24 protein-coding genes are annotated in these 24,318 nt (G+C 67.5%); 19 read left to right on the top strand and 5 right to left on the bottom strand.

Translation table 11 applies throughout. The features are described from left to right. Positions 1 to 8: 8 nt before the first annotated feature. From sufB to AC5P99_RS11105, 5 genes are read left to right on the top strand one after another with little or no spacing between them, the layout of a single operon-like run. A complete protein-coding gene (gene sufB, locus AC5P99_RS11125; RefSeq protein ID WP_005408435.1) occupies positions 9 to 1,484 on the top strand; it encodes a Fe-S cluster assembly protein SufB in 1,476 nt (491 codons plus the stop codon). After that, a complete protein-coding gene (locus tag AC5P99_RS11120; RefSeq protein ID WP_049448617.1) occupies positions 1,481 to 1,885 on the top strand; it encodes a hypothetical protein in 405 nt (134 codons plus the stop codon). Before sufB ends, AC5P99_RS11120 begins: the two co-directional genes overlap by 4 nt. Before the next feature lie 2 nt (positions 1,886 to 1,887). Beyond that, the gene (sufC, locus tag AC5P99_RS11115) at positions 1,888 to 2,652 is read left to right on the top strand and encodes a Fe-S cluster assembly ATPase SufC (protein ID WP_043034184.1); all 765 of its coding nucleotides are present in this window, start codon (positions 1,888 to 1,890) and stop codon (positions 2,650 to 2,652) included. Beyond that, the gene (sufD, locus tag AC5P99_RS11110; protein WP_049448615.1) at positions 2,652 to 3,914 is read left to right on the top strand and encodes a Fe-S cluster assembly protein SufD; all 1,263 of its coding nucleotides are present in this window, start codon (positions 2,652 to 2,654) and stop codon (positions 3,912 to 3,914) included. Before sufC ends, sufD begins: the two co-directional genes overlap by 1 nt. After that, positions 3,911 to 5,167 (top strand): cysteine desulfurase, encoded by a 1,257-nt coding sequence (locus AC5P99_RS11105; RefSeq protein WP_010483557.1) that lies wholly within the window; start codon positions 3,911 to 3,913, stop codon positions 5,165 to 5,167. Before sufD ends, AC5P99_RS11105 begins: the two co-directional genes overlap by 4 nt. A 63-nt stretch (positions 5,168 to 5,230) precedes the next feature. Here AC5P99_RS11105 and AC5P99_RS11100 read toward each other — a convergent pair whose 3' ends face one another. Then, positions 5,231 to 5,671 carry a hypothetical protein gene (locus tag AC5P99_RS11100; RefSeq protein WP_123958287.1) on the bottom strand — a complete coding sequence of 147 codons (441 nt, stop codon included), beginning with the start codon at positions 5,669 to 5,671 and terminating at the stop codon, positions 5,231 to 5,233. Positions 5,672 to 5,834: 163 nt separating this feature from the next. Between AC5P99_RS11100 and AC5P99_RS11095 the strand changes: the two genes are divergently transcribed. The 13 genes from AC5P99_RS11095 to AC5P99_RS11035 all read left to right on the top strand — a co-directional run bounded on the left by AC5P99_RS11095 (position 5,835) and on the right by AC5P99_RS11035 (position 19,312). Beyond that, a complete protein-coding gene (locus AC5P99_RS11095; RefSeq protein ID WP_005408429.1) occupies positions 5,835 to 6,374 on the top strand; it encodes a GNAT family N-acetyltransferase in 540 nt (179 codons plus the stop codon). Continuing rightward, positions 6,371 to 6,703 carry a non-heme iron oxygenase ferredoxin subunit gene (locus AC5P99_RS11090; protein WP_005408428.1) on the top strand — a complete coding sequence of 111 codons (333 nt, stop codon included), beginning with the start codon at positions 6,371 to 6,373 and terminating at the stop codon, positions 6,701 to 6,703. The genes AC5P99_RS11095 and AC5P99_RS11090 overlap by 4 nt, the downstream gene beginning before the upstream one ends. 200 nt (positions 6,704 to 6,903) lie before the next feature. Beyond that, positions 6,904 to 7,308: a hypothetical protein gene (locus tag AC5P99_RS11085; RefSeq protein WP_049448608.1), complete on the top strand. Its 405-nt coding sequence runs from the start codon at positions 6,904 to 6,906 to the stop codon at positions 7,306 to 7,308. 152 nt (positions 7,309 to 7,460) lie between these two features. Continuing rightward, positions 7,461 to 9,767, top strand: coding sequence for a TonB-dependent receptor (locus AC5P99_RS11080; protein WP_033835561.1), 2,307 nt, complete (start codon positions 7,461 to 7,463; stop codon positions 9,765 to 9,767). A gap of 68 nt (positions 9,768 to 9,835) precedes the next feature. Further along, complete coding sequence (locus tag AC5P99_RS11075) at positions 9,836 to 10,555, top strand: tetratricopeptide repeat protein (RefSeq protein WP_049448606.1); 720 nt, start codon at positions 9,836 to 9,838, stop codon at positions 10,553 to 10,555. Positions 10,556 to 10,565: 10 nt separating this feature from the next. Next, complete coding sequence (locus AC5P99_RS11070) at positions 10,566 to 11,243, top strand: Fe2+-dependent dioxygenase (RefSeq protein WP_049448604.1); 678 nt, start codon at positions 10,566 to 10,568, stop codon at positions 11,241 to 11,243. Positions 11,244 to 11,407: 164 nt separating this feature from the next. Continuing rightward, positions 11,408 to 11,809, top strand: coding sequence for a hypothetical protein (locus AC5P99_RS11065; RefSeq protein ID WP_049430448.1), 402 nt, complete (start codon positions 11,408 to 11,410; stop codon positions 11,807 to 11,809). Positions 11,810 to 11,955: 146 nt separating this feature from the next. Further along, the gene (locus tag AC5P99_RS11060) at positions 11,956 to 14,376 is read left to right on the top strand and encodes a TonB-dependent receptor domain-containing protein (protein WP_495213159.1); all 2,421 of its coding nucleotides are present in this window, start codon (positions 11,956 to 11,958) and stop codon (positions 14,374 to 14,376) included. 199 nt (positions 14,377 to 14,575) lie between these two features. Beyond that, positions 14,576 to 15,214, top strand: a complete 639-nt coding sequence (locus tag AC5P99_RS11055) for a PepSY-associated TM helix domain-containing protein (RefSeq protein WP_005408421.1) — start codon at positions 14,576 to 14,578, stop codon at positions 15,212 to 15,214. Positions 15,215 to 15,240: 26 nt separating this feature from the next. Beyond that, positions 15,241 to 15,759 (top strand): DUF2271 domain-containing protein, encoded by a 519-nt coding sequence (locus AC5P99_RS11050; RefSeq protein WP_005408420.1) that lies wholly within the window; start codon positions 15,241 to 15,243, stop codon positions 15,757 to 15,759. 122 nt (positions 15,760 to 15,881) lie between these two features. After that, a complete protein-coding gene (locus AC5P99_RS11045) occupies positions 15,882 to 16,685 on the top strand; it encodes a DUF4198 domain-containing protein (RefSeq protein WP_005408419.1) in 804 nt (267 codons plus the stop codon). A gap of 54 nt (positions 16,686 to 16,739) precedes the next feature. After that, positions 16,740 to 17,711, top strand: coding sequence for an FAD:protein FMN transferase (locus tag AC5P99_RS11040; RefSeq protein ID WP_005408418.1), 972 nt, complete (start codon positions 16,740 to 16,742; stop codon positions 17,709 to 17,711). Then, positions 17,708 to 19,312: a sulfite reductase subunit alpha gene (locus tag AC5P99_RS11035; protein ID WP_495213158.1), complete on the top strand. Its 1,605-nt coding sequence runs from the start codon at positions 17,708 to 17,710 to the stop codon at positions 19,310 to 19,312. The genes AC5P99_RS11040 and AC5P99_RS11035 overlap by 4 nt, the downstream gene beginning before the upstream one ends. A gap of 147 nt (positions 19,313 to 19,459) precedes the next feature. Here the strand turns inward: AC5P99_RS11035 and AC5P99_RS11030 are convergent, their stop codons facing one another. From AC5P99_RS11030 to AC5P99_RS11015, 4 genes are all read right to left on the bottom strand, one after another. Further along, positions 19,460 to 20,068: a HutD/Ves family protein gene (locus AC5P99_RS11030; protein WP_049448597.1), complete on the bottom strand. Its 609-nt coding sequence runs from the start codon at positions 20,066 to 20,068 to the stop codon at positions 19,460 to 19,462. A gap of 34 nt (positions 20,069 to 20,102) precedes the next feature. Then, the gene (locus tag AC5P99_RS11025; RefSeq protein ID WP_005408415.1) at positions 20,103 to 20,828 is read right to left on the bottom strand and encodes a murein L,D-transpeptidase catalytic domain family protein; all 726 of its coding nucleotides are present in this window, start codon (positions 20,826 to 20,828) and stop codon (positions 20,103 to 20,105) included. A 17-nt stretch (positions 20,829 to 20,845) separates the two neighbouring features. Next, a complete protein-coding gene (locus AC5P99_RS11020; protein WP_212560556.1) occupies positions 20,846 to 21,931 on the bottom strand; it encodes a L,D-transpeptidase in 1,086 nt (361 codons plus the stop codon). Between the two features lie 352 nt (positions 21,932 to 22,283). Then, the gene (locus AC5P99_RS11015; RefSeq protein WP_024958219.1) at positions 22,284 to 22,610 is read right to left on the bottom strand and encodes a ComEA family DNA-binding protein; all 327 of its coding nucleotides are present in this window, start codon (positions 22,608 to 22,610) and stop codon (positions 22,284 to 22,286) included. A gap of 199 nt (positions 22,611 to 22,809) precedes the next feature. Between AC5P99_RS11015 and AC5P99_RS11010 the strand changes: the two genes are divergently transcribed. Beyond that, entirely contained in the window at positions 22,810 to 24,303 is a 1,494-nt protein-coding gene (locus AC5P99_RS11010; RefSeq protein WP_049459155.1) for a M20 family metallopeptidase, read from the top strand. Positions 24,304 to 24,318: the final 15 nt, after the last annotated feature.

The raw sequence follows: 24,318 nt of genomic DNA, 5'->3' as shown, positions 1-24,318 counted from the left end.
AGCCCCCCATGGCCACCGAAACCATCGAAAACGTCGCCCACGACGACACCCCCAACCGCGAGATCCACGAGCAGCTCGGCCGCAAGTATTCGGCCGGCTTCATCACCGAGATCGAATCGGACTCCCTGCCGCCGGGCCTGGACGAGGACACCATCCGTGCCCTGTCGGCCAAGAAGGACGAGCCGGAGTGGATGACGCAGTGGCGCCTGGACGCCTACCGCCACTTCCTGACCATGCCGATGCCGGACTGGGCCAAGCTGGAGATCGCGCCGATCGACCTGCAGGCGCTCAGCTACTACTCCGCGCCCAAGGGCCCGAAGTACGCCTCGCTGGATGACGTGCCAAAGGAACTGCTCGACACCTACGACAAGCTCGGCGTGCCGCTGCACGAGCGTGCCAAGCTGGCAGGCGTGGCGGTGGACGCGGTGTTCGACTCGGTGTCCGTCGGTACCACGTTCCGCAAGGAACTGGCCGAGAAGGGCATCATCTTCTGCTCGATGTCCGAGGCCATCAAGGAACATCCGGAACTGGTCCGCCAGTACCTGGGCACCGTGGTGCCGGTAGGCGACAACTACTTCGCCGCGCTCAATTCGGCGGTGTTCTCCGATGGCAGCTTCGTGTTCATTCCCAAGGGCGTGCGTTGCCCGATGGAACTGAGCACCTACTTCCGCATCAATGCCGGCCACACCGGCCAGTTCGAGCGCACCCTGATCGTGTGCGAGGACAAGGCCTACGTGTCCTACCTGGAAGGCTGCACCGCGCCGATGCGCGACGAGAACCAGCTGCACGCGGCGGTGGTCGAGCTGGTCGCGCTGGAAGACGCGGAGATCAAGTACTCCACCGTGCAGAACTGGTACCCGGGCGACGAGAACGGCGTCGGCGGCATCTACAACTTCGTCACCAAGCGTGCCGAATGCCGTGGCGCGCGCAGCAAGGTCACCTGGACCCAGGTCGAAACCGGTTCGGCGATCACCTGGAAGTACCCGTCCTGCGTGCTGCTCGGCGACGACTCGGTCGGTGAGTTCCACTCCGTGGCGCTGACCCATCACCGCCAGCAGGCCGACACCGGCACCAAGATGATCCACGTCGGCAAGCGCACCAAGAGCAAGATCGTCAGCAAGGGCATCAGTGCCGGCCGTGGCCAGAACACCTACCGCGGCCTGGTGCGGGTGGACCGCAACGCCGATGGCGCGCGCAACTACACCCAGTGCGATTCGCTGCTGATCGGCAAGCAGTGCGGCGCGCACACCTTCCCCTACATCGAGGTGAAGAACCCGGGTGCCACCGTCGAACACGAGGCCACCACCTCGAAGATTTCCGACGACCAGCTGTTCTACTGCCGCGCCCGTGGCATCAGCCAGGAAGACGCGGTGTCGATGATCGTCGACGGCTTCTGCAAGCAGGTGTTCCGCGAACTGCCGATGGAGTTCGCGGTGGAGGCCAAGAAGCTGCTGGAAGTCTCGCTGGAAGGCAGCGTCGGATGATGCGTACGTCTTTGCCCGCACTGTTGCTGCTGGGCCTTTCGCCCTGGGCCCTGGCCAACGCGTCCTGCACCCCCGAAGACCTGGTGGGTGCCACCCCGGTCAGATTGCCCGCCAGCACGGTCATCTCCGCGCCGAAAGAATTTTCGATAGTGCTGACAACGGGGCAGGACGGCAGCTTCGGCGCGATCCGGGCTCGCCTGAGCTCGGGCAACCGTGAGCTGGATCGCGCCGCTGCCGAATCCATCCGACATGCCTCCCTCGCAGTCTCCTGCCTGCAAGAACCCGGTGAAGAGATCATCGTGGTTTTCTCCGCCCTCCCCGCTCAACCTGGGCAGCCCGGCAACGGCACGGTGCAGATCGTCCGCATCGCCCCCGCAGCCCCGAAACCTACCAAGCCATGACCATGCTGAAGATCGAAAACCTCCACGCCCGCATCGGCGACAAGGAAATCCTCAAGGGCCTGTCGCTGGATGTTAAGCCCGGCCAGGTGCACGCCATCATGGGCCCCAACGGCGCCGGCAAGTCCACCCTGGGCAATGTCCTGGCCGGCCGTGACGGCTATGAAGTCACCGAAGGCAGCGTGCAGTTCGACGGCAGCGACCTGCTCGACCAGGACCCGGAAGCCCGCGCCGCCGCCGGCCTGTTCCTGGCGTTCCAGTACCCGGTGGAAATCCCGGGTGTGAACAACACCTACTTCCTGCGCGCCGCGCTGAATGCACAGCGCAAGGCGCGTGGCGAGGACGAACTGGACTCCATGCAGTTCCTCAAGCTGGTGCGCCAGAAGCTGGCCGTGCTGCACCTGAAGGACGAACTGCTGCACCGTGGCGTCAACGAAGGCTTCTCCGGTGGCGAGAAGAAGCGCAACGAGATCTTCCAGCTGGCCGTGCTCGAGCCGAAGCTGGCGATCCTGGACGAAACCGATTCGGGCCTGGACATCGACGCGCTGAAGAGCGTGGCCGACGGCGTCAACGCGCTGCGTGCCGCTGACCGTTCGTTCCTGGTCATCACCCACTACCAGCGCCTGCTGGACTACATCAAGCCGGACGTGGTGCACGTGCTGGCCGATGGCCGCATCGTCAAGACCGGTGGCCCGGAACTGGCGCTGGAACTGGAAGCGCACGGCTACGATTTCCTCAAGGATCGCGTGGTGCGCGAGGCGGCGGTCTGATGAGCGCCCTGCTCGACTCCATGGCCCAGGCCTTCTGCGGCAGCGACGCGCGCCGCGAAGTGCTGGACGCGGCCCTGCGTGACGGCCTGCCGGCCGCGCGCAACGAAGCCTGGAAGTACACCTCGCTGCGCCAGCTGGAACGCCGTGCGTTCGCGGCTGCACCGCTGCAGGGCCCGGCGCTGGACGCCGCGCTGCTGGAGGACATCCCGGCACCGCGCCTGGTGTTCGTCAACGGCCGCCTGGATGCCGCGCTGAGCGACGTGCAGGTCCTGCCGGACGGCGTGCAGCTGCAGCCGCTGTCGGCCGCACTGGCCTCCGGCGAAGACGCCGTGCGTTTCCTTGGCCGCCGCTACGAGCGCAGCGAAGAGATCTTCGCCCGCCTGAATGCCGCGCTGGCCGATGAAGGCGTGGTGCTGCGCGTGGAAGAAGGCGTGCAGGTGGAAGCGCCGCTACAGCTGGTGTTCGCCAGCGTCGCTGGCGACACCGATCTGGCCTGGCACCACCGCCACCTGATCGAACTGCGTGCCGGCGCCAGCCTGGGCGTGGTCGAGCACCGCCTCAGCGTCGGCGATTCGGCGCACCTGGACAACACCGTGCTGCACGCCCATGTCGCCCGCGATGCCGTGCTCAAGCACGCCCGCGTGCAGGCCGGCAGCGCGCGCCAGACCAGCTTCCTGCGTACCGACGCGGTGCTGGCCCGCGACGCGCAGTACCACCGCGTCGACCTGGAACTGGGCGCAGCACTCAGCCGCCACGAACTGAACGTGCGCCTGGAAGGCGACAACGCCCAGCTGACCGCCAACGGCGTGCTGCTCGGCAATGGCCGACGCCACGTCGAGACCCGCCTGGGCATCGACCACATCGCGCGCGATACGAGTTGCGAGCTGCTGTGGCGTGGCGTTGCCGCCAACCGCAGCCGCGTGGTGTTCCATGGTGGCATCCAGATCCGCGAAGGCGCCGACGGTACCGATGCGAACCTGTCCAACAAGAATCTGCTGCTGTCGGCCGACGCCGAGATCGATACCCAGCCGACGCTGGTCATCGACGCCGATGAAGTGAAGGCCGCGCATGGCGCCACCGTCGGCCAGCTCGATGCCAACGCGCTGTTCTACCTGCGCTCGCGCGGCCTGCCGCAGGCACAGGCGCAGGCACTGCTGAGCGCCGCGTTCTGCCACGAGCCGCTGAAGATCCTGCCGGAAGCCCTGCGCGAGCAGCTGGCACGCCGTTTGGACAAGGCCCTGGCCGAGGCGGGTGTGGCATGAACCTGTCCACCCCGCGCCCGATCGAAGAACGCACCGGCGCGCCCGATTGGGATCGCGTCCGCCTCGACTTCCCGCTGCTGATGCGTGAAGTGCACGGCAAGCCGCTGGTCTATTTCGACAATGCCAACACCGGCCAGAAACCGGTGCAGGTGATCGGCGCGGTGGACGAGTTCTACCGCCGTTACAACGCCAACGTCAGCCGCGCGGTGCATGCACTGGGCAGCGAAGCCACCGACGCCTACGAAGGCGCGCGCAACACGCTGGCACGCTTCCTCAACGTGCGCCCCAGCGACCTGGTGCTGTGCAGCGGCACTACCTTCGCCATCAACCTGGTGGCGTATTCGTGGGCCCTGCCGCGATTGAAGGCCGGCGACGTGATCCTGATCACGCGCATGGAACACCACGCCAACATCGTGCCGTGGCAGCTGGTCGCACAGCGTACCGGCGCCACCATCCGCGTGGCCGAGATCACGCCTGACGGCGCACTCGATCTGGATGCGCTGCGCGCGGCAATGACCCCGGAGGTCAAGCTGCTGGCGGTCACCCACGTGTCCAACGTGCTGGGCACGGTCAACCCGGTGCGCGAGATCTGCCGTGAAGCGCGCAAGCGCGGCATCATCACCGTGGTTGATGGCTCGCAGGCCGTGCCGCACCGCAAGGTCGACGTGGCCGCGATCGGCTGTGACTTCTACGCCATCACCGGCCACAAAATGTGTGGTCCGACCGGCACCGGTGCGCTGTGGGCGCGCCGCGAGCACCTGGATGCGATGCCGCCGTTCCTTGGCGGCGGCGAGATGATCAAGGAAGTCAGCTTCGACGGCACCGTGTTCAACGATGCCCCGCACAAGTTCGAAGCCGGCACCCCGAACATCGCCGGCTTCATCGGCCTGGGCGTGGCCGCCGACTACCTGCAGCAGCTTGGCCAGGAGAACGTGGAAGCACGCGAGGCTGAACTGCTGGCGCATTTCACCGAAGAGCTGCGCCGCGTCGACGGTCTGCGCATCATCGGCGAAGCACCGGAGAAGGCCGCCGTGGTCTCGTTCCTGATCGACGGCGCGCATGCGCACGACCTGGCGACCCTGCTTGACCTGGAAGGCGTGGCGGTGCGCTCCGGCCAGCACTGCGCACACCCGCTGCTGCAGTACTTTGGTGTGGCGGCCACCTGCCGTGCCTCGCTGGCGTTCTACAACACGCACGCCGAGATCGAGCGGTTCATGACCGCGCTGACCAAGGTACGGAAGTTGTTGGGGTAACCCCGGAAGACCGGGGTCAGATCCCTTTCGCATCGCGAATGGGCTCTGACCCCAACTACCCGATCACTCCTGCAGCCGCCGCACCGACGACACACATAGTTCGGCAGGCCACTGGCCAAGATGCCCCTTGCCGCTCACCGCATCCGGCCGCGCCGCCGACACGATCCCGGTCATTTCAAAAGCCTGCTCCGTCGGCAACGTCACCGGCGCGATTCCCTCCACCCAGATGCCGTCTGCCGCCCACGGGTCACGTACCGGCGGTCCTGGATGCAGCGCCGACATTTCCCAGCCTCCGACGTAGGCACCCCGCACCTTTACCAAGCGGCCCTGATAGCGGACAGGGTGCGCACGCAGTTCCTCCAGGGCGACAGGAAGTGCACGTGCCGGGTTGAACCCAGGGCAGGCAAAACTGTTGAAGGAAGCGTCCCTGCCCACGACGGAGGCATCCGTGCACGCGAGCAGGACCGACATCGCCACGATCATGCCGAGCGTAGCGACCTTCATGGCGCCTCCGTCTCCGCCTTGCCAATCCATTTCTGCCTCCTGCGGGAAAGCGACGAACGGCGAGCATAGCCGGTGCTCCGGGGTCAGATCCCTTCCGCGTTGCGAAAGGGATCTGCCCCCTCCCCCCATTTGCGCCCGCCCACGCCCCACCTAGAATGGGGCCATGAGCACCCTGACCTTCCGCGCCGCCACGCCGGCCGACATCCCCGCCCTGATCGCCCTCGTCACCTCGGCCTACCGTGGCGACGCCAGCCGCGTCGGTTGGACCACCGAAGCCGACCTGCTGGATGGCGCCCGCATCGACGCCGAAGGCATCCAGGCCGACCTCGACCGCCCGCGCTCGACCATCCTGCTGGCCGAGCGCGGGGACCAGCTGGTGGCCTGCGCCCACGTCGCCGATGTCGACGGCAAGGGCTACTTCGGCATGTTCTCGGTCGATCCGGCCCAGCAGGGCGGCGGCGTCGGCAAGCAGCTGATGGATGCCGCCGAAGCACACGCCGCGCGCGAATGGAACGTACCGGTGATGCAGATGACCGTCATCGACGTGCGCGACGAGCTGATCGCCTTCTACGAGCGCCGCGGCTACAGCCGTACCGGCATCAAGAAGCCGTTCCCGTATGGCGACGAACGCTTCGGCATCCCGAAGCGCGACGACCTGCGCTTCGAGATCCTGGAAAAGCCGCTGAACGGAGCCGCCGCGTGAGTGAGGCCTGGACCTTTGTCTGTGCCGGCAACGAGCTGCTGCCGGGTGAAATGAAGAGCGTGTTCGACGAAGTGACCGGCACGCCGATCGTGGTATTCAACCTCGACGGCGAGCTGTACGCACTGGAAGACCAGTGCACGCATGAAGAGTTCGAACTGTCCTCGGGCGAGTTCAACACTACCGAAGGCAGCGTGGAGTGCGTGCTGCACGGCGCGCGCTTCGACGTGCGCGATGGCCGCGCCCTGTGCGCCCCGGCCTACAGCCCTGTGCCCAAGTTCCCGGTGAAGCGCGAGCACGACGCGATCTGGACCCGCGACGACCGGGATTGAGGCGGCGCTGGGCCCGGAGAGCCCCCAGAGGGCGCCTCGCGGGAGAGCATCCACCCATGGGGTGACCCACTGGAGTGCACTGAGGGGCCCTCCAGGGCCCTCCCAGGCCATCCAGATCGGCAACCCGAGTGCGCATATGCGAATCATTATCGTTGATGTTATTCTACGTAACATCTTCGTAACGACATCGCCCCTGCGCCATGGCTTCGCCCGCGCCCACCGCCACGCTGTGCCAGCTCGCCCGCCAAGGGTGGCCACTGCTCGTGGCCGTGCTGCTGACGTTGCTGCTGGGCTGGTCGGCCTTGCACGAAGGGCGTGGCGGCGATCCGGCTGCGCATGGCTGGCAGGCACACGCTGAAGATCTGCTGCAGGCGATGCCGCTGCCGCAACCGCCAGCCGACGAATGCCCGCAGCACGCCGCACCAGCACCGGAGACTCCGTTCGATGGCGAGGGCACCTCGCCCTGCACCGGTCTGGTCCCTGCACGCGCCGCTCTGGTCGCGCGTATCCCGCTGTGGCGCTCCGATGCCCTGCGCTGGCAGTTGCATGATCCCGCGCTGCGGTTGAACCCCGGCCACGCACCGCCCGCACCGCACGCCAGCTGAGGCGCCCTGCGGCCGTTGCCGTGCGCCTGATTGCGTTTCCCGCCAGCCGAGCCTGGCTCGGCTCTACAGCACCCACTTCCCGCCTGTCGCCGCATGCCCATCTGCGCCGGCTCGCGCTCGCCCTTTCCCGATCCAAGCCACTACCCACAGTCATGACCCACATCACGTCCCGCAAGCACGCCCCGCGCGTTTCCCTGCTCGCCACCGCCACCCTGGCCGCGGGCTTTGCTCCGCTGGCTGCGCAGGCTGCCGACGGCGCCGACGCCGGTTCCCGCAACGCCACCGAGCTGGACAAGGTGCAGGTGCGCGGCAGCTGGTTCAACCCGTCCTCGCCGAAGTTCACCGCCGAGCTGCTGGACACCCCGAAGTCGGTGTCGATCGTGTCGGAGAAGCTGATCGCCGAAACCGGTGCGACCAACCTGCAGGATGCGCTGCGCATGGTGCCGGGCATCACCTTCGGTGCCGGCGAAGGCGGCAATCCGACCGGTGACCGCCCCTTCATCCGTGGCTTCGATTCGCAGAGCAACGTGTTCGTCGACGGACTGCGCGACGTCGGCTCGCAGACCCGCGAGATCTTCGACCTGGAGCAGGTGGAAGTGGTCAAGGGCCCGAGCTCGGCCTACGGCGGCCGTGACTCCGGTGGTGGCAGCCTGAACCTGGTGAGCAAGACGCCGAAGCTGAAGAACGAGACCAGCGCCAGCATGGGCATCGGCACCGACAGCTACGCGCGCGGCACCGTGGACGCCAACTACGTGCTGGGGGATGGCATCGCCGCCCGCCTGAACCTGATGAAGCACGAATCGGACATCGCCGGCCGCGACGCCGCCAACGTCAGCCGCTGGGGCATCGCGCCGTCGATCGCGTTCGGCCTGAACGGACCGGCGCAGCTGATCGCCAGCCACTACCACATGCAGAGCGATGACCTGCCGGACGCGGGTGGCTTCCCCTACAGCAATCCGTTCTCCAGCGGCCCGAACGTGGCCAAGAACGGTGATGGCCGGCCGATGGTGCCGGACCGCAACAACTACTACGGCCTGGTCGACCGTGATTTCCAGCGCACCCGCGCCGACATCAGCACCCTGGATGCCAGCTACGACTTCGGCGGCCACAAGCTGCGCAACATCGCGCGCCTGGGCAACACCAGCAACGACTACCTGTGGACCCAGCCGGACGACAGCAAGGGCAACCCCAACCTGTACGGCACCTTGTGGCGTCGCACCAACACCCGTGCGGTCGACGTCAAGAGCTTCGCCGACCAGCTGGGCCTGACCGGTGCGTTCCAGACCGGCGCGCTCAAGCACAGCTACAGCGCGGGCGTGGAGTACAGCGACGAGAAGATGACCCGTGGCAGCTACCTGATGTCGCCGGGCACCGCCAATCCCCTTGAAAACAGCGCCAACAGCACTCGCTGCCAGGTGTCCGGCGCGGCCACCGGCTACAACTGCACCGACTTCAACAATCCGAACCCGAACGATCCGTGGGCGGCCGGTCAGATCGTCTATCGCAGCGACAAGGCACTGGACGTCGAGCAGCGCACCAAGACCACCTCGGCCTACGTGTTCGACACCATCGAGCTCAATGAGCAGTGGATGATCAACCTCGGCCTGCGCTACGACGACTTCCGTACCACCCTGACCACTCCGGTGGCCGGCAAGGCACCGACCCGCGTGCGCAACAGCAACGACTTCCTGAACTACCAGGCCGGCGTGGTGTTCAAGCCGGCCGCCAACGGCAGCATCTACCTGTCCTGGGGCACCTCCTCGACCCCGCCGGGCATGGACGGTGGCGACGGTTCGGACGGCCTGAGCGCCGCCGTGGCCGACCTCAAGCCGCAGGACACCAGGAACCTCGAGCTGGGCACCAAGTGGGACCTGTTCGACAAGCGCCTGAACCTGACTGCCGCGATCTTCCACACCGTGATGAACAACGCACGCGTGACCATCGACAATGGCACCAGCCAGAACGCCGGCAAGAAGGAAATCAACGGCTTCGAGCTGGGCTTCACCGGCCAGCTGACCGATGCCTGGAGCCTGTACGGCGGCTACACCTACCTGGACTCGGAACTGAAGGACAACGGTTTCGTCTGTGGCGCACCGGTGGGCCGCACCTGCCCGTCCAACGTCTACGTGCCGTCGCCGAACAACGGCAACGTGTTCCCGAACACCGCCAAGCACAGCGCGAACCTGTGGACCACCTACCGCTTCCCGATCGGCCTGACCATCGGCGCCGGTGCGTTCTACTCGGACAAGCAGTACGGTGACGTCGCCAACACCAAGTGGATTGCCAGCTACACCCGCTTCGACGCGATGGCCAGCTACGCGATCCAGGACAACATCAGCCTGCAGCTCAACGTGCAGAACCTGACCGACAAGACCTACTTCACCAAGGCCTATGCCTCGCACTACGCGAGCATCGCCCCGGGTCGCTCGGCCACCCTGGCACTGAACGTGAAGTTCTGATGTAACTGCGCTCCACCACGGCGGCAGGCTCTCCTGCCGCCGTTTTTGTTTCCGGCGATACTCACCCCATGGCAACCCGTACCCCCATCGACAGCGATGCTCTGGCCGCGCTGCTGCAGCACGATCCGCAGGCTGCCTTCGCACGCGTGCGCGACGCCGCGCAGGCCGGGCAGGTCGAGGCACAACTGCTGCTCGCGCAGATGCACATGGAAGGCAAAGGCACCACACAGGACGCCTCGGCGGCACGGCTCTGGTACGAAACCGCCGCCAACAACGGCGCGCCGATGGCGATGAACATGCTGGGCCGCTGCCACGAACTGGGCCAGGGCACCGCCCCCGACCCGACACTCGCCGCGGTGTGGTACCGGCGCGCGGCCGACACCGGGCTGGACTGGGGCCTGTACAACCTGGCCAACCTGCTGGCCACCGGCCGCGGCGTGACCCAGGACCGCGCACAGGCACTGGCCCTGTACACCCGTGCCGCACACCTGGGCCATGCCAAATCGATGAACCTGCTGGCCCGCCACCTCGAAGACGGGCTGGATACCGCACCCGATCCGCAGGCAGCGCTGGGCTGGTACCAGCGCGCGGCCGAAGCCGGTGATTTCCGCGGCCAGGCCAACTACGCCTCGATCCTGCTGCAGGCCGGCCAGGTCGAGCAGGCCGTGTACTGGCTGCGGCGCGCACTGGCCCACGGCAGCCCGGCGTTCATGGCGCACATCGTGCCGGAACTGGCCGCGTCGCCGCATCCACAGGTCCGCGCCCTGGTCGCGCCGCCGTCCCTCTGAGGAGTCCCGCATGCTGCTGCACATCCCCGACATTCTCAGCGCCGACCAGGTGGCCGACTTTCGCCGCCGACTGGATGCCGCCGACTGGACCGATGGCCGCGAAACCGTCGGCCATCTGGGCGCGCAGGCCAAGCACAACCAGCAGCTGCCCGAGGCCTCACCGCTGCGCCGCGAACTGGGCGAGATCATCCTCGTCGCGCTGGCCCGGCACCCGCTGTTCTTCAGCGCCGCGCTGCCGCTGAAATACCTGCCGCCGCGCTTCAACCGCTACAGCGGTGGCGGCACCTATGGCTTCCATGTTGATGGCGCGGTGATGAACCTGGCCAACGGCGAACAGCTGCGTTCGGACATTTCCTGCACCCTGTTCCTGTCGGCGCCGGACGAGTACGAGGGCGGCGAACTGATCATCAGCGACACCTACGGCGAGCACGAAGTGAAGCTGCCGGCCGGCGACCTGATCGTGTACCCGTCCAGCAGCCTGCACCAGGTGCGCCCCGTCACCGCCGGCGTGCGCGTGGCCTCGTTCTTCTGGGTGCAGAGCATGGTCCGCGACGATGTGCAGCGCCGCCTGCTATGGGAAATGGACGGCTCGATCGAGCGCCTGCGGCAGACCGGCGGCGACGCCGAGGCGGTGCTGCAGCTGACCGGCGTGTACCACAACCTGCTGCGGCGCTGGAGCGAGGTCTGAGCCCCGTCCGGCTGGCCAGCGACATCTTGGCAATCATTCTCATTTGCAACAGCTAACAGCTCTCATTACAATCACGCCCCGTTGATGCCGGCCGCTGCCGGCAGAGCCCTGGGGACCCCTGCTTGCTGCGCCCGCTTCGCCCTCGTCCACTCATCCATCGCAAGATGGGCACCGCCATGCGCGGCCAGCGTCCTGCGCTGGCCAGCCTGCTGGCGTGGGTGGCGATGCTGGCCCTGCTGCTGGGCACCCTGCCGCTGCTGCCACACGGCCAGGCCGGAATGGCCGTGCAGATGCCGCTGGAAGAGCGCGGTGGCGAAGGCACCTTGCAGGAAGAGGCACCGGCCAAGCTGCGCCGCTGTGCTGCCGCTCCGGTGAAATCAGCCGAGAAGGCACGCCCGCCGTTGCTGCTGGCCAGCCAATGGCTGCGCACCGAGCTTGAACTCGTACCCGCCACGCCGGCCATGCCCGGCGTGCGCCCGGACTGGCCGCTGGCCGCTCCGGACACGCCCTGGGCCGATGCGCCCGGGCGCCGCCAGCAACGCGGCCAGGCGCCGCCGCTCGCCTGATTCACGGCCCCGCGTGACCGCCTGCGCGGTCGTGCCCGCGCGCCGCTGCCTGCTTCATCCCTGCCGCCCCTGACCGGGCCTCCCCGTGCATGCCGCGCCGTTCGCGCCTGGCATCGCACCACCCTGCATCCTTCGAGGTTACTGCCATGGCCCAGCGCCATCGTGTCCGTTCGTCCCTGTCCCGTACCCTGCTGACCAGCGCCGTGCTGGCAGCCATGACCGCCCCTGCCTTCGCCCACGGTGACGCTACCGGCGCGCCACAGACGCTGGACAAGGTGGTGGTCACCGCCTCCGGCTTCGAGCAGAAGGTGATCGATGCACCGGCCAGCATCAGCGTGGTCAGCCGCGAAGAACTCAGCAAGCGCCCCTACACCAACCTGGTCGATGCGCTGCGCGACGTCGAAGGCATCGATGTCGGCCTGGAGGCCACCGACAAGAACGGCCGCGCCACCATCTCCATGCGCGGCCTGCCGTCCGAGTACACCCTGGTGCTGATCGACGGCCGCCGCCAGAGCAATGTCGGCCAGATCTATCCGAACAACTTCGGTGGCGGCCAGTTCGCCTACCTGCCGCCGCTGGACGCGATCGAGCGCATCGAAGTCGTGCGCGGCCCGATGTCCACGCTGTATGGCTCGGACGCGATGGGTGGCGTCATCAACATCATCACCCGACGCAACCAGGACCGCTGGCACGGCGCCGTGACCCAGGGCTTCACCGTGCAGCAGGATGACCAGTTCGGTGATGCGCGCACCACCGACCTGTACCTCAGCGGCCCGCTGCTGAAGGACCGCCTCAGCCTGGCGGTCCGCGGCAGCTACTACGACGCCAAGGCCTCCAATCCGGAGTGGGACGCACTGACCCTGCCCGACGGCAGCCTGTGGGAGCGCAGCATCGGCTTCGGCGGCGGTGGCAAGTCGGTGGCCAACACCAACTGGAATACCGGCGTGCGCCTGGACTTCCGGGTCAACGATGACCACGAACTGTGGCTGGACTACGACGTGTCGCGGCAGAAGTACGACAACAGCGAAGGCCAGACCGGCACGCTGGACAGCTTGGCCAGCCTGTGGCGCATCGGCAATGCGGTCATCCCCAACCCGAACGGCAGCGGCACCGTCACCCGCCGCGTGGTGCAGCCGCGCGTGGGCTACACCGCCTACCAGCGCTATGAGCGTGACCAGGTATCGCTGACCCACCAGGGCCGCTACAGCTTCGGCACCTGGCAGACCTCGCTGACCCACAGCAAGAGCAGCAACCTGGGTCGGTCGCTGCCACTGACCCTGGACGAGCGCGCCAACCTGCAGACGCTGTGGAATGACGTCTGCCGCCGCACCGGTGCCGCCAACAACTGTGCGGCCGGCCGTGGCAATGCCCTGGCCGCGCTCAACCCGAGCGAGATGGCGCGCCTGCAGGCGTTCCTGCCGCGTCCGCTGCGCACCATGGAACTGGAAGGCTACGTGCTCGACACGATGCTCGACCTCGACTTCGGCGCGCACAAGCTGACCGTCGGCGGCCAGTACAACGACACCGACATGATCGACGGCGTGTTCGGCATGGATGGCGCCGGTTATCGCAGCAACACCAGGCAGAAGCACCGCATGTGGGCGCTGTTCGCCGAGGACAACTGGGCGCTGACCGATACCCTCACCGCTACCTTCGGCCTGCGCTACGACGACCACAACGTGTTCGGCAGCCACGTCAGTCCGCGTGGCTACCTGGTGTGGAACGCCAGCGATGCGTGGACCTTCAAGGGTGGCGTCAGCACCGGCTACAAGACCCCGCGACCGGACCAGTTGTTCCCGGGCATCACCGGCTTTGGTGGCCAGGGCGTGCTGCCTCTGGTCGGTTCCCCGAACCTCAAGCCTGAAACCAGCACCAACTACGAGCTGGCCGCCTACTACGAAGGCCAGCGCTGGGGCTTCAACGTCACCGGCTTCTTCAATAAGTTCGAGGACAAGATCGCCAGCGGCGGCACCTTCCCGAACTGCGAAGTGGCACCGGCCGGCAGCGGCTACTGCGTGGACATCGGCCCGGGCTGGGCGGCGCTGGGCTACAGCACCTTCACCCAGAGCGTGAACATCGACAAGGCCGAAACCCGTGGTGCCGAACTGGCCGGCCACGTCGACCTGCTCGACACCCTGCAGCTGCGCGGCAACTACACGTGGACCAGGAGCGAGCAGACCAGCGGCCCGCAGAAGGGGCTGCCGATCACCGGCACCACCCCGGCCAAGCACATGGCCAATGCCAGCCTGAACTGGCAGCTCAACGAGGCCATCAGCCTGTCGCTGATCGGCGAGGGCCGCTACGACCGCTATCGCGACACCCTCATCGACAGTGCCGGCACCCGCCACGTGCGCTATTACGAGGACTACACGATCTTCCACCTGGGGGGCAGCTGGAAGGCTACGCCGTGGCTGACGGTCAATGCACGGGTCAACAACCTGTTCGACAAGGACTTCGTTTCGCAGTCGTGCCTGCTGCTCAATCCCAGCGAGTTCAGCTGCGTGGATGACTACGCGACCAAGGACCAGCGCCGCAGCTACTGGATTTCGTTGAACGCGAAGTTCTGATCGCCGTGCCCTTCCCCGGTGGGTGCCGACCTTGGTCGGCACCGCTTCATCCACGCATGGCCTGGATCTACCGATCGGTAATGCCGGCCGCTGGCCGGCAACCCGCAATGCCTGCTCCCGGGATACAGAACGATACGCAATTGCGAGCTATTCTCATCAATGATGTAATGGGCAGTCCTCGTCCGCCTCGAACCGTGCCGTGAGCCGTCCTGCCTCTTCCACCGTGCAGCAGCAACAGAACCGTGGCTTCTGGCTGCGGACGCTGCACCAGTGGCACTGGATCAGCTCGGCGGTGTGCCTGATCGGCATGCTGCTGTTCGCGGTGACCGGCCTGACCCTCAACCATGCCGCGAAGATCGAGGCCAAGCCCGAGGTGCAGAACCAGCATCTTGAACTGCCGGCCGCGCTGCTTGGACAGCTCGGCACGCGCGAAGACGGCAACGCACCGATTCCGCGCCCTGCCCGGCAGTGGCTGGACACGCAGCTTGGCATCGCCATCGGCGGGCGACCGGCCGAGTGGTCGCCCGAAGAGATCTACCTGTCGCTGCCCCGCCCCGGCGGCGACGCCTGGCTGAGCATCGATCGCGAGACCGGCGCGGTGGAATACGAATCGACCTCGCGCGGCGCGGTGTCCTACCTCAACGACCTGCACAAGGGCCGCAACGCGGGCCCGGCGTGGGGCTGGTTCCTGGACCTGTTCGCCGTGGCCTGCCTGGTGTTCTGCATCACCGGCCTGTTCCTGCTGCACCTGCATGCGCGGCAGCGGCGCATGACCTGGCCGCTGGTCGGCCTCGGCCTGATGATCCCGCTGCTGATCGCCCTGCTGCTGATCCACTGACTTTTCCCCCTTTCCGGAGCCGCCCCATGCGCGTCACCCTGACCATCGCCCTCAGCGGCCTGCTGGCCACCTCGCCGGCCTATGCCACCACCCTCGACATCAACGTCGAAGTGCCCAAGCTCAACGTAGCCGAATACCACCGCCCGTATGTGGCCGTGTGGCTGGAAGGCGCCGACCAGAAGGTCGCGGCCAACCTGTCGGTCTGGTATCAGCAGACCAGCAACAGCGAAGGCCATGGCACCAAGTGGCTGCCCGACCTGCGCCAGTGGTGGCGCAAGAGCGGCCGCACCCTGCAGGTGCCGGTGGATGGCGTGACCGGCCCGACCCGGCCGGCCGGCAAGCACGCGCTGTCGTTCAACGACAGGCAGCCGGCACTGAAGCAGCTGGCCCCGGGCAACTACACCCTGGTAGTGGAAGCGGTGCGCGAAGTCGGCGGTCGCGAACTGCTGAAGATCCCCTTCACCTGGCCAGCCACCGCCGCGCAGAACGGCAAGGCGCAGGGCGCCACCGAACTGGGCCAGGTCACCCTCGCCGTCAAACCATAACTGCCTGAGCCGGGGTCGGATCCCTTCCGCAGGGAGGGCTCTGACGCCATCGCCGTATCCCCCGGGGTCAGAGCCCTTTCCAATGGAAAGGGATCCGCCCCCTTCCAACTGGAGTCTTCCGCATGAAGCGCACGCTCGTCCTCGCCGCCGCCCTGGCCGCTGCCCTTCCCTTCTCCGCCCTGGCCCACAAGGCCTGGCTGCTGCCCTCGCAGACCGTGATCGCCGGCAACGCGCCGTGGATCACTGTCGACGGTGCGGTCTCCAACGACCTGTTCTACTTCAACCACGTGCCGCTGCGCCTGGAATCGCTGGTGATCACCGCGCCGGACGGCAGCACCGTGCAGCCGCAGAACGCATCCACCGGCAAGTACCGCAGCGTGTTCGACATCGAACTGAAGCAGCCGGGCACCTACCGCATCGCGTCGGTCAATGACGGCCTGTTCGCCACCTACGAGCAGAACGGCGAGCGCAAGCGCTGGCGCGGCAGCGTTGCCACCTTCGGCGAACTGCCGAAGGACGCGAAGAAGCTGGAAGTGAGCCAGTCGGTCGGCCGCGTGGAGACCTTCGTCACCAACGGCGCGCCGAACGACACCGCGCTGAAGCCGACCAACCGTGGCATCGAGCTGGTCGCCGTCGGCCACCCGAACGATCTGTTCGCCGGCGAGGAAGCCACCTTCCGCGTGCTGGTCGACGGCAAGCCGGCGGCCGGCCTGGAATTCGAGATCGTGCGTGGTGCCACCCGCTACCGCAACGCACAGGACGAGCTGAAGGTCACCAGCGATGCCAAGGGCGAGATCAAGGTGACTTGGCCGGAAGCCGGCATGTACTGGCTGGAAACCGGCACCGAGGACAACAAGACGTCGGTGAAGCAGGCCGCCAAGCGCCGCCTGAGCTACGTCGCCACGCTGGAAGTGCTGCCGCAGTAATGACGCGGACCGCGATGCCGGGCAACCCCGGCATCGCACCCGCAACGCATCACCATGACCGATTCCCTGCTCGACATCGCCCGCCTCGGCGGCACCACCATGGGCACCACCTGGAGCGTGTCGCTGGTCGCGCCGCGCCAGCGCGACCTGCACCCGCTGCACGCCGGCATCCAGGCGCGGCTGGACGAAGTGGTCGCGCAGATGAGTACCTGGGAGCCCGGTTCGGACCTGAGCCGCTACAACCGCGCCGACGCGGGCCAATGGTGCGTGCTGCCGGCCGAGACCCGCCACGTTCTGGCCTGCGCACAGGCGATCGCGTCCACCAGTGGCGGCGCCTTCGATCCCACCGTCGGTCCGCTGGTTGCCCTGTGGGGCTTCGGTGCACATGCCGGTGAACGCCGCCAGCCCGACGACGCTACCCTGCAGGCCACGCGCGATCGCTGCGGTTGGCAGCGCCTGCAATGGCAGGACGATGCGCTGCTGCAACCGGGTGGGCTGGAACTGGATCTCTCCGCGATCGCCAAGGGCTTTGGCGTCGACCATGTCGCTGCGTGGCTGCGCACACAGGGCATCACTGCCGCGCTGGTCGAAGTCGGCGGCGAACTGGCCGGCTACGGCCGCAAACCGGACGGCCAGCCATGGCGCGTGCTGGTGGAGTCCGCGCCGGAAGAAGATGCGCACACCAATACCCCGCTGCGGGTGCTGGCGCTGGAGGGCAAGGCGGTGGCCACCTCCGGCGATCGCTGGCACCAGTACCAGGTCGATGGCGAGGCCTACAGTCACAGCCTGGACCCGCGTTCGGGCAGACCGGTGCGCCAGGTTGCCGCGGCAGTCACCGTGGTGGCCGACGACGCCATGCACGCCGATGCCTGGGCCACCGCACTGACCGTGCTGGGCCGCGAACAGGGCATGGCGCTGGCCGAACGCGAAGGGCTGGCTGCGCGCTACCTGCAACGCGCAGCGGACGGCCCGCAGGAATTCCTCAGCAGCGCCTTCCAGCGCCTGCTCGACGAGCAGAGCCCATGAGTACCCGGCCGTCGCGCGCGTGGCTCGGCAACGCGCTGGTCCTGCTTATGCTGGCGCTGATCGGCTGGGCGCTGCTGCGCCTGCACCTCGGTGAAGCCTGGTGGCATGGCGCGCCACCGGCGCGGCAGTCTCAGATCGCGGTACTCGCCACGGCGCTGTATGCGCTGGCCTGCGTTGCGCTGTGGTGGCGTGGGCGCCCGCGCGACGATGCCGCAAGCGGAGACTCCGCGCCCATCCTGCTGGCCTGGTCCAGCCAGACCGGCTTTGCCCGCGAACTGGCCGAACGCAGTGCCGAGGCCCTGCGCGGTGCCGGCGTGCCAGCGCGCGTGCGCGGACTGCATGAGGTCGACGCCGTGTTGCTGGCCGGCAGCCAGCGCGCGCTGTTCATTGCCAGCACCACCGGCGAAGGTGATCCGCCCGACCACGCCCTGCCGTTCCTGCGCGGGGTGATGGCCACGCCGCCCTCGCTGCAGCATCTGCACTACGGCGTGCTCGCACTGGGCGACCGCAGCTATGGCCACTTCTGCGGATTCGGTCACCAGCTCGACCAATGGCTGCGCCAGCACGGCGCGCATCCACTGTTCGATGCAATCGAAGTCGACAACGCCGATCCGGCGGCGCTGCGCCATTGGCAGCAGTTGCTGGGACAACTCGGCGGTAACGCCAGCGAACTGCCCGACTGGAGTCCGGCCGAGTACCAGCCGTGGACGCTGCTGCAGCGCGAGCATCTGAACCCCGGCAGCCCCGGCGGCCCCGTGTATTGGTTGCGCCTGCAGCCCCCAGCCGATGCAGATGCGCAATGGCAGGCCGGTGACATCGCCGAGATCGGCCCACAGCACGCATCGCACACCGTGCGTGCCTGGCTGGACACACAACGCTTTGACGCGGACATCGTGCTGGATGACGGACAGACGTTGCTGGCACGCGTCGCGCGCTCGCACCTGCCCTCATTGGTTCCCCCGGGTGATCTGCCTGCATTGCTGGCGACCCTGCAGCCGCTGCCGCATCGCGAGTACTCGATCGCCTCGGTGATGGCCGACGGTGCGGTGGAACTGCTGCTGCGCCGCCAACTGCGCGCCGATGGAACACCGGGCATCGGCAGTGGCTGGCTGTGCGAACACGCGGCCATCGACGAACCGGTGCAGCTGCGTCTGCGCCGCAACGACAATTTCCATGGCGTGCCCGCCGATGTGCCGCTGCTGCTGATCGGCAACGGCACCGGCATCGCCGGCCTGCGCGCGCACCTGCACGAACGTGCCCGGAGTGGCGCGCGCCGCACCTGGCTGCTGTTCGGTGAGCGTACCGCCGCGCACGACTTCCACTTCGGTGAAGAACTGCAGGCGATGCTGACCGACGGCACGCTGGCGCGGCTGGATGCGGTGTTCAGCCGAGATGGCGGCGCGCATCGCTATGTGCAGGACCGGCTGCTGGCCGAAGCGGCAACGCTGCGGCAGTGGGTGGATGAAGGCACGACGATCCTGGTCTGCGGCAGCCTGCAGGGCATGGCCCCGGCGGTGGATGCGGTGATCGAGCAGGTGTTGGGTACTGCGGGCAAGGAAGCGCTGTTGCTGGCCGGTCGTTACCGGCGCGATGTGTATTGAACGAACCATCGGGGTCGGATCCCTTTCCGCAGGAAAGGGCTCTGACCCCAACCACAGCCGCACCATGACGGCGTGCCCAGGCATGGTGACAACCGCACAGCTGTAGATCCACGCCATGCGTGGATGGCGCCCACCGGCGCCCAGCAATCATCCCGCTGCTGCACTGACCCGTATCGCCAGCAACTCGCCACCGCCCTGCAACGCGTGCCGCTGACGTTCGCCGGCCGCCAACCATGCGGTATCGCCCGCCTGCAGCGCCGGCAGCCCGCTGTCGGCACCAAACTCCGCCTGACCGGCCAGCAGATGCAGCGCCCAGGCCACGCCCGGTTCGCAGAAGAAGAACATCGCGCCCACCAGCGGCCGGTGCAGCAGTTCGGCCTGCAGCAGCTCGCGCTTCCACATCAGGTTGAAGTCGTGGGTGATGCCGGCCACCAGTTCGCCGTGCAATGTTTCCTCGCCCGCAAAGCGCACCCGCCCATGCGGTGGCAACACTTCGGCCACGCGGCCATCGTCGAAGCGCAGACGCACGCCATTGCCCTGCAGCAACACCAGTTCACGCTCCACGCCGGGGAAGGCAGAGAACGCGGCATCCTGTTCGATTTCGGCCACCGACAGGCGCAGCGCCCAGTCATCCCCCTGCGCGGGCAGGCGCAGGATCTCGCGGGTCCAGCCCAGGCCGTTGCGCCAACGTTCGCGGCGGTAGTCCAGGCTGGAGATCACCTGGCTCGGAGTGTGCAGCAGGGAGTCGATGTTCATCGGCGCATTGCATCATGCCGCGCGCCGTCGTGCATCACCGCGTGGCGAGCGTGCCCTGGCCACCGCACCCGCCGGCCAGCAGCTGCGAGTGCTTCAGCCAATCCTGGTCGGGGTAGTAAGCAAACACCATCGTGCCGCCACGCAACGCATCGATCAGCGGCCTGGCCACCGACAGGCGCACCGCCGGGCAACCCAGGCTGCGGCCCAGCCGCCCCTGCAGCTGCGCGGCAGCCGGGTTCACGTATGGCGCACCATGGATGACGATGGCTCGGTCACGCGCGCGGTCGTTGAAGCCCGGTTCCAGCCCGGCCAGGCGCAGCGAATATCCATTGCCACCCATGTAGGTCTCCTGCGCGGTGAACGCGCCGAGGCTGGACATGAAACTGCCATCGCGGTTGGAGAAGTGCTCGGTGCGGTTCTCGCCACTGTTGCGGCCATGCGCCACCCACTCCTCGAACAGCAGGCGCTGGTGGGCCAGGTCGAACACCCACAGGCGCGGCTCGGTGGACGGGCGCGAATAGTCGATCACGCTGAGGCGATCACCATTGATGCCCAGTTCCGGCCGCTGCAGCGCACAGCGCATGGCGTGCGCCGCCAGCTGCAACACGTGGCGGTCGGCCTTGGGCGCACTGCGCGACAGCAGGGCAGCCAGATCATCGGCGCTGGTGGCAAGGGCGGGCGTCTGTGCCAGCGCCGGGGCGCTGGCCGAGGTCGCCAGCAGGCCGAACGCGGCCAGCCGGCACAGGCGGGATGCAGTCATGGGCACAACGAGGGCACTCAGTTGCCCTTGAGGGTGGACCCTGGCGGCTCGGATTCCAAGACCGGCTGCATTCCGGATTCAGCCGGGCTTGGGCGGACCGCCGGCAGCGAGGTCACCAGCAGGGTCGTGCCCGGCACCAGCACCTGGTACAGCTGGCGGGCGAAATCGGCCGGCAGCGCCATCGGCAGCGAGGGCGTGGCCAGCAGGTCCGGCGTGGCCTGGGCACGGTCCTGGCCCAGCAACGGGTAGGCCGTCCACTGGTGCAGGCGCTGGTTCACGTCCAGCGGGCTGGGGGTGTCGCTGTAACCCTGCCCCATCACGAACAGCGTGGTGCCCTGGAACGCCGGCAGGGCGTCAGCCTTCAGCGGCGACTCGCCGATCATCACGCCATCGCGCAGCACGTACAGGCGCTGGTCGTGCAGGCTGACCAGGATGCCGACCTGCCCGGCCGGCGCCGCGCTGTCGTCCCACCAGGCCTGTGCCGGGGCTCCGCCCTCGGCCTCCGGCAGGGCCTGGCCGCGCGCGTTCACCGGCGCCAGCACCGACGGATAGGCCAGGGTCATCGGTGAGCTCTTGGCATCGGCCACGACCACGGTATCGCCGCGCTGGGTTTCGCTGAACAGCTTCTGCGCGAAGGCCTGCGGCAGGCGCACGCAGCCGTGCGAGGCGGGATGCCCGGGCAGGCTGCCGCCATGCAGGGCGATGCCGTCCCAGGTCAGCCGCTGCATGTACGGCATCGGCGCGCTGTTGTAGAGGTTGGACCTGTGGTCCTTGTCCTTCTGCAGGATGGTGAACACGCCGGTCGGCGTCTCGTGCCCGGCCTTGCCCGAGCTGATCGTGGTCAGGCCGATGGCAATGCCGTTGCGGTAGACGTAGGCGCGCTGCTCATCGAGGCTGACCACCAGCACGATCGGGCCGGTCGGCGAGATTTCCGGATGCCAGAGGTATTCGCCCGGCTTGAGGTCGGTCGGCCCGCGCACTTCAGCGCTGCTGGCTGCGGCAGCCGTGGGCTTGGCAGCCGCTGTCGGCGCAGCGGCATGGGCCAGCAGCGGCAGGGCCAGTGCAAGGGCGAGCATCAGGGTGGTGGGGCGGAGCGGGAGCATCCAGCGGGGGTCCTTTCCATGCGGTGCGGCCACCGTACACCATCGGCCTGTGGTGGCCGCGGCAAAACCAGGCGCCGGAAATGAAACTGCCCGGCGACACAGCCATGTGTCGTACCGGGCAATCGTTACGTCCTTGTCGGCCTGCTGCCGCCCCCTCGCATCCTGCGCTGTGGGGGTAGCGTTGCATCCTGCACGCGGCCGCGTCTGTCCTGTTTGTATCTCAGCCCCTTCCACAGGTCTGTGATGCCACCATCCTGGTGATTGGTGCCGCGTCCTGCGGCGGTCGGTGGTCACGGCCGTCCTGTCCGTGACCGCTGAACCAGCTTCCTGCCGGTTCCGACGATTCCTGCTGTCAGCGCCTCGGTACGGTCCGCACCGGTACCGATCCGGGTACCGGATCCGCCGGCAACAACCTGTTGCCTACGGTGATCCGCTGTCGATTCCGTTCGACGATTGCTTTCCCTATCCCCTTCACCTGCGTCAGGTCCTCGACGCGATGAAACGGGCCGTGTCTGCGCCGGTGCTCGACGATCGCCTCGGCCTTGGCGGCTCCGACCATCGTCAATCCCTGCTGCAGCGCCTGGGCATCGGCGCGGTTGATGTCGATCGGTTCGGCGGCATGCGCCCCAGCGATCCCCATGACCAGCACCAGTGCCCTCAACACGACAAACCAAGGCACAACGTGTATCTCCTTGTGATTCTGGCCGCCCCGACCGGCAATCCCGTCGGTAGGAACAGTGTCCGTCACCACATGCACACAGCCTATCGGTTTCCCGGATTTCCGTAAGCCAGCCAAATACCCGACGTGATGTAGGAAAAACCCTACCCGTGGCACAGGCGTAGAATGGCCGGATCAGCCCATGCAACCGGAGTTTCAGATGGACAGCGCCAAGCTCGGCCAATTCGTCAATGACAAGTGGGACAGCGAGATCGTCCCGCAGTTGGTCGACTACATCCGCATTCCCAACAAGTCGCCGATGTTCGACGCCGATTGGGTGCAGAACGGCTACATGGAACAGGCGGTCACGCTGATGGAGAACTGGGCCAGGGCCCAGCAGCTGCCTGGCCTGAAGGTTGAAGTGGTGCGCCTGGAAGGCCGTACCCCGCTGATCTTCCTGGAAATTCCGGCCACCGGCGCCGAGACCGGCGACGACACCATCCTGCTCTACGGCCACCTGGACAAGCAGCCGGAAATGACCGGATGGGACGACGACCTCGGCCCGTGGACCCCGGTCCTGCGCGGCGACAAGCTGTATGGCCGCGGCGGCGCCGATGACGGCTACGCCATCTTCGGCTCGCTGGCCGCCGTGCTGGCGTTGCAGGCCCAGGGCCTGCCGCACGCCCGCTGCGTGGTGCTGATCGAAGCCTGTGAAGAGTCGGGCAGCTACGACCTGCCAGCCTACGTCGACCACCTCGCCGACCGCATCGGCAAGCCGTCGCTGGTGGTCTGCCTGGATTCGGGCTGCGCCAACTACGACCAGTTGTGGTGCACCACCTCGCTGCGCGGCCTGACCGGCGGCAATTTCACCGTGAAGGTGCTCAACGAAGGCGTGCATTCCGGCGATGCCTCCGGCGTGATCCCGTCCAGCTTCCGCCTGCTGCGCCAGATCCTTTCGCGCATCGAGGATCAGGAGACCGGCCGCATCCTGATCGACGGCATGAACGTCGAGATCCCGGCCGAACGCCTGGAACAGGCCAAGCGTGCCGCCGAAGTGGTGGATACCGAGATCTTCGAGAAGTTCCCGATGGTCGACGGTCTGCGCCCGATGAACGAGGACCTGACCGAGCTGGTGCTCAACCGCACCTGGCGCCCGGCGCTGTCGGTCACCGGCGTCGGCGGCATGCCGCCGCTGGAATCGGCCGGCAACGTGCTGCGCCCGCAGACCTCGGTGAAGCTGTCGCTGCGCCTGCCGCCGACGGCCGATGGCAAGACCTGCGGCGAGCTGCTGAAGGAAGCGCTGCTGCGCGACCCGCCGAACGGCGCGCAGGTCACCCTGGACCTGGAAAAGGCCTCCACCGGCTGGAACGCCCCGGCCATGGCGCCGTGGCTGACCCAGGCCATCGACGACGCCAGCCAGGCCTTCTTCGGCAAGCCGGCGATGTACATGGGCGAAGGCGGCTCGATCCCGTTCATGGGCATGCTGGGCGAGAAGTTCCCCGGTGCCCAGTTCATGATCACCGGCGTGCTCGGCCCGCACTCCAATGCGCACGGCCCGAACGAGTTCCTGCACATCCCGATGGGCAAGAAGGTCACCGCCTGCGTGTCCAAGGTGATCAGCGAGCACTACGCGGCCAGCCTGCGCGGCGAGACCAGCGGTTCGCCGGTGGCTGCCGACAGCGGCACCCGCCACGGCGACCACGGCTGCTGCTGATCCGGCACCCGTGAC

The organism is Stenotrophomonas sp. YJH_SMC_80, from assembly GCF_059372495.1.
This window is presented reverse-complemented; position numbering and strand designations above follow the sequence as displayed.